The organism is Dietzia timorensis, assembly GCF_020742175.1.
Lineage (GTDB): Bacteria > Actinomycetota > Actinomycetes > Mycobacteriales > Mycobacteriaceae > Dietzia > Dietzia timorensis_A.
The window spans coordinates 1-4397 of record NZ_DYXM01000159.1 but is presented as its reverse complement, the minus strand read 5'-3'; the positions used below and the strand labels follow the sequence as shown (position 1 = coordinate 4397).

Here is a 4397-nt window from a genome sequence, read left to right as displayed (position 1 = left end):
AAGCGTCGGTGCTCATGACTGCCCCTTCGTGGGGGCTCGGCCACGTTCGATGATGACGGCGCCCCCGAATTCGAGACCGGCATCATCACCAGTGATCTTACTCTAGAAAATCTTTATCGGGGCCGAGTATTGCGTGGGCTAGGGCGTAGCGTAGCTCCGCCGTCACTGTTGGATGAGAAGGGTTAGACGCTGACGAGCATGTCGTCCCTGTCGACCTCGTCGAGCCGCGCGCCACCCATGTTGCGCATGAGGTACAGGCCGGGGATACCGGCGGCGAGGATGATGATCGTCGCGTAGATCGCGGGTGCCAGGGACAGGCCGGTCGCGGCGATGAGGCCTGTCGCGATGAGCGGGGACAGTCCGCCGAACAGGACCGTGGCGATGTTGTAGCCGATGGCCATGCCGGAGAAGCGGCCGACCGCGGTGAACTGCTCGGGAATCGTGGACGCGGCGATGGCGCTCCAGCCTGCGGCGGGTACCGCGAGGAAGGACGCCGCGAAGATCCCGACACCGCTCGTGCCGACGTGGAGCAGCGCGTAGACGGGAATAGTGGTGAGCACGAGGCCGGCGACGAGCACGATGAGCGAACGCCTGCGGCCGACCTTGTCCGCGAGCAGCCCGAACAGGGGAGTGACGACGATCGCGACGACCGCCGCGATGGTGCCGAGCCCGAGCGAGCCCGCCTCCTCGAGGTGGACCTGGTCGGTGAGATAGGTGGGCACGTAGGTGATGCCGAGAAAGTAGCTTGTCGCGCCGATCGAGGAAATGAGGAACGCCACGAGCACCGCGCGGGGCTGGTGGCGCAGGACGAGCACGAGCGGGGAAGATTTCCAGGAACGAACCGACGCGGATTCTTCGTGCGGCGGCGCGTTGCGGATGCGGCGGGTCGTCTCTGTTTCCTCGAGCATGCTGCGCAGGGGAATCATGAGCGCGGCGAGGATGCCGCCGATGACGAACAGGATGCGCCATCCCCAATCCTGCATGGCATCGGGGGTGAGCATGCTCGCGAACAATGCGCCGAGCCCGACGGCGAGCAACGAGCCGATCTCGCTGTTCGCTGCCGCCCAGGAGGCGGCGAGGCCGCGACGGCCGGGAGTGGCCGATTCCATGAGGTAGACCATGGTCCCGGTGTATTCCGCACCGACCGAGAACCCCGCGACACAGCGCAGCACGACCATTCCGATGCCGCCCCAGATGCCGGCGGTCTCGATTCCCGGAAGCAGGGCCGTGCCGAACATCGACACCGAGATGAGTCCCGCTGAGATGACGAGCGCCGCGCGCCGGCCGACGCGATCGCCGAGGTGGCCGAACACCATCGCCCCGAGGGGACGGAACAGGAATCCCGCCGCGCCGACCCCGAGCGTGAGAAGAAGCGAATCCGGGCGGTCTCCGAAGAACTCGCGGGTGAGAATCGTCGCCACGTAGAAGTAGATCGAAAAGTCGTACCACTCGACGATCGTGCCGAACGCGGCGATGAGCATCGAGCGGGTTCGCTTCGACTGAGGTACCTCGGGTGCCTCAAAACCCTGAGGGCTGTTCGTCATGTGCGGGCCTCGATTTTCCTCCGACGGAAATGAAAGGTGCGGCTTGCGGCGCCGCCGGACCGCGATCCGGCGAGCGCCACGCCGCACGATTAGTCTATGCACGGTTGCGCAATTGCCGAGCGTACCGCGCGGTACGGGGTTACGGCGTTGCCGCTCGATGACGTCGGACGGCTGGCGGTCGTATGGTGGGGCATGGCCACCAACGCGCAGAAAGCTCAAGAATTTCTCGACCTCCATCATCGCGAGCGTCCGCTCGTGTTGCCCACCGCATGGGACGTCTGGTCCGCGAAGCTGATCGAATCGGCGGGATTCAAGGCGCTCACCATCGGCTCCCATCCCGTCTCCGATTCCCTCGGATATCCGGACGGTGAAGGCCTTCCGTTCGAGATGCTGCTCGAGGCGACCGCCCGCATCTCCGCAGGCGTGGAGATCCCCGTGTCTGTCGACGTCGAATCCGGCTACGACCGCGAGCCGGAAGCACTCGTGCGCGGCGTGTTGGACGTCGGTGCCGTGGGCGTCAACATCGAGGACACCGTGCACTCGACCGGCACGAGACGTACCCCACGTGAGCATGCGGACTATATCGGCGCAGTCCGTTCCGCAGCGGACGAGGCGGGCGTGCATCTGGTGATCAACGGGCGCACCGACGGCTTTATCGGTGAGGCTTCCGAGGAGGAGCGCCTCGCCGACGTGCTTGAGCGGCTGCACGTGATGGAGGAAGCCGGTGCCGATTCGCTGTACCCGGTGAAGGTGCCGTCCCGGTCTGCGCTCGATCGGATCCTGGAGGAGGTTTCGCTGCCGGTCAACGTGACCGCGCACCCGGTCAATGGGGCGGTACCAGGGGGCATCGGCCTCTCCGAACTCGCGCAGCTCGGCGTCGGGCGTGTCTCGTTCGGTCCGCTGCTGCAGGCAGCGCTCGCCGACCGGGCAGGGGAGTTGATGAGCGGCTGGGCCGGCGAGAACCGGTGAGGACCTGCCATGCCGGTAGTTCGCAGCCGGAAAGTACGCCCGCGGCAGGCGACGCGGAGTCTCGATCCACGTGATGTTCCGCTGCATGCATGACCTTGGATAAAAGGCACTCGGGGCGCCCCACCATGTGAAGTGGAGCGCCTCGAGGCATGTTGCTTCTACTCGTGCGGGTTACTGGTCGGCCTTGATAAGGTCCGAGGCTCGCTCGCCGATGAGCATCGTCGTGATGTTCGGATTGACCGCCGTCAGCTGCGGCATGACCGACCCGTCAACGACGCGCAGACCCGTGACACCCTTGACGCGGAGCTGCGGATCGAGAGGCGACATCTCATCGTCGACCGCGCCCATCCGGCACGAACCGGCGGGGTGGTACACGGTGTTGTGCGTCTTCGAGACGTAGTCGGCGATGTCCTCGTCGGACTGCACCGCCTCGCCCGGGAAAAGCTCGCGACCGCGGAAGGAATCCATCGACGACTGGGCGACGATCTCGCGGGCCTTCTTGATGCCTGCGACCGCGACCGCCATGTCGTGCCCGTCCTCGTCGGTAAAGTAGCGCGGATCGACCTTCGGCTTATCGCGGAAGTCGATAGAACGCAGCCGAACCGTTCCCCGCGACTTGGCGTGGGTGACGTTCGGGGTGAGCGCGAAGGACTCCGGAGAGGTGGGGTAGCCCTGCCGACGCGTGTGCATATCGAACGGGACCGAGCCGTAGTGCATCATCAGGTCGGGCAGGTCGAGACCGTCCTGCGTCGCCGCGAAGATCCCGATTTCCCACCATTGGGTCGTGTCGCGGGTCATCTTCTGCGTCGACTCCCACGAGATGACCGCCTCGGGGTGGTCCTGCAGGTTCGAGCCCACGCCGGGGGAATCGACGCGCACGTCGATGCCGAACTCGCGAAGGTGCTCTGCGGGCCCGATCCCCGACAGCATGAGCAGCTTCGGGGTGTCGATCGCGCCCGCCGACAGGATGACCTCCTTGCGGGCGTACATGAGCGAGGAGCGGTCGAAGGCATTATCGACGTACTCTACGCCTGTAGCACGATTGTTTTCGTCGAACAGGACCTGCATAACCCAGTGACCGGTGAGCACGTGCAGGTTCTGCCGGCCGATGTTCGGGTGCAGATACGACACCGAGGACGACGAACGCGTGCCGTCGGCCTTGCGGTTCACCTGGAACCAGTTGGCACCGTTGACGACGGTGGAGAACTCGTTGAACTGAGCGCGGGGGATACCCGCCTGCTCGCAGGCATCGAGAAGCGCGACGCCCAGCGGATCCTCGGGAGGCGCGTCCATGAGGTGCACGGGGCCGTCGGTGCCGTGCTGGTCTCCGCCACGCGCGTTGGTCTCGAGCCTCTTGATGAGCGGAAGCACGTTCTCCGCATTCCACCCCTCAGCACCGAGGGCCTCCCAAAGGTCCATGTCCTCGGCGGGCGGGTGGAAGGCGATGCAGGAATTGTGCGACGAGCAGCCGCCGAGCACCTTCGCGCGTGCGTGGCGCATGAACGAGTTGCCGTTCTCCTGGGGCTCGATGGGGTAGTCCCAGTCGAGTCCGGATTCGAGCAGTTCGGGCCAGCGCTTGAGCTCGAGAACCTCTTGGTGGTCGAGGTCGGAGTCGCCCGCCTCGAGAAGAGCCACCTCGACACCCGGGTCCTCGGACAACCGCGCGGCCAACGCCGCGCCGGCGGAGCCGCCGCCGACGACGATGTAGTCGTACTCGGCGATGGGATTCTCCGAGGGCTTGTTGTTTTCTGACATCTTCGGTCGCCTATACCTTTCTCACACTCGACGTAATTGACTAGTCCTTGACCGGGAACCAACCGGACACGGCGGGCTCGGTGTTCTGGTAGATGTGCTTGGCCTCGCGGTATTCGTCGAGGCCCGCGA

3 protein-coding genes are annotated in these 4397 nt (G+C 65.5%); 1 reads left to right on the top strand and 2 read right to left on the bottom strand.

Annotated features, from left to right (window positions below; genetic code table 11):
• Positions 1-182: 182 nt before the first annotated feature.
• On the bottom strand, positions 183-1544 hold the full coding sequence (locus K8V11_RS08470; protein WP_303912730.1) for an MFS transporter: 1362 nt from the start codon (positions 1542-1544) through the stop codon (positions 183-185).
• Positions 1545-1640: 96 nt separating this feature from the next.
• Between K8V11_RS08470 and K8V11_RS08465 the strand changes: the two genes are divergently transcribed.
• Positions 1641-2513, top strand: a complete 873-nt coding sequence (locus K8V11_RS08465) for an isocitrate lyase/phosphoenolpyruvate mutase family protein (protein WP_369693056.1) — start codon at positions 1641-1643, stop codon at positions 2511-2513.
• Positions 2514-2684: 171 nt separating this feature from the next.
• Here the strand turns inward: K8V11_RS08465 and K8V11_RS08460 are convergent, their stop codons facing one another.
• Positions 2685-4268: a GMC family oxidoreductase gene (locus tag K8V11_RS08460; protein ID WP_303912727.1), complete on the bottom strand. Its 1584-nt coding sequence runs from the start codon at positions 4266-4268 to the stop codon at positions 2685-2687.
• Between the last annotated feature and the right edge of the window lie 129 nt (positions 4269-4397).

Bases quoted from the DNA above. Each gene is read 5' to 3' on its own strand.
- K8V11_RS08470 (WP_303912730.1), bottom strand. From the start codon at position 1,544: ATGACGAACAGCCCTCAGGGTTTTGAGGCACCCGAGGTACCTCAGTCG.
- K8V11_RS08465 (WP_369693056.1), top strand. From the start codon at position 1,641: ATGCACGGTTGCGCAATTGCCGAGCGTACCGCGCGGTACGGGGTTACG.
- K8V11_RS08460 (WP_303912727.1), bottom strand. From the start codon at position 4,268: ATGTCAGAAAACAACAAGCCCTCGGAGAATCCCATCGCCGAGTACGAC.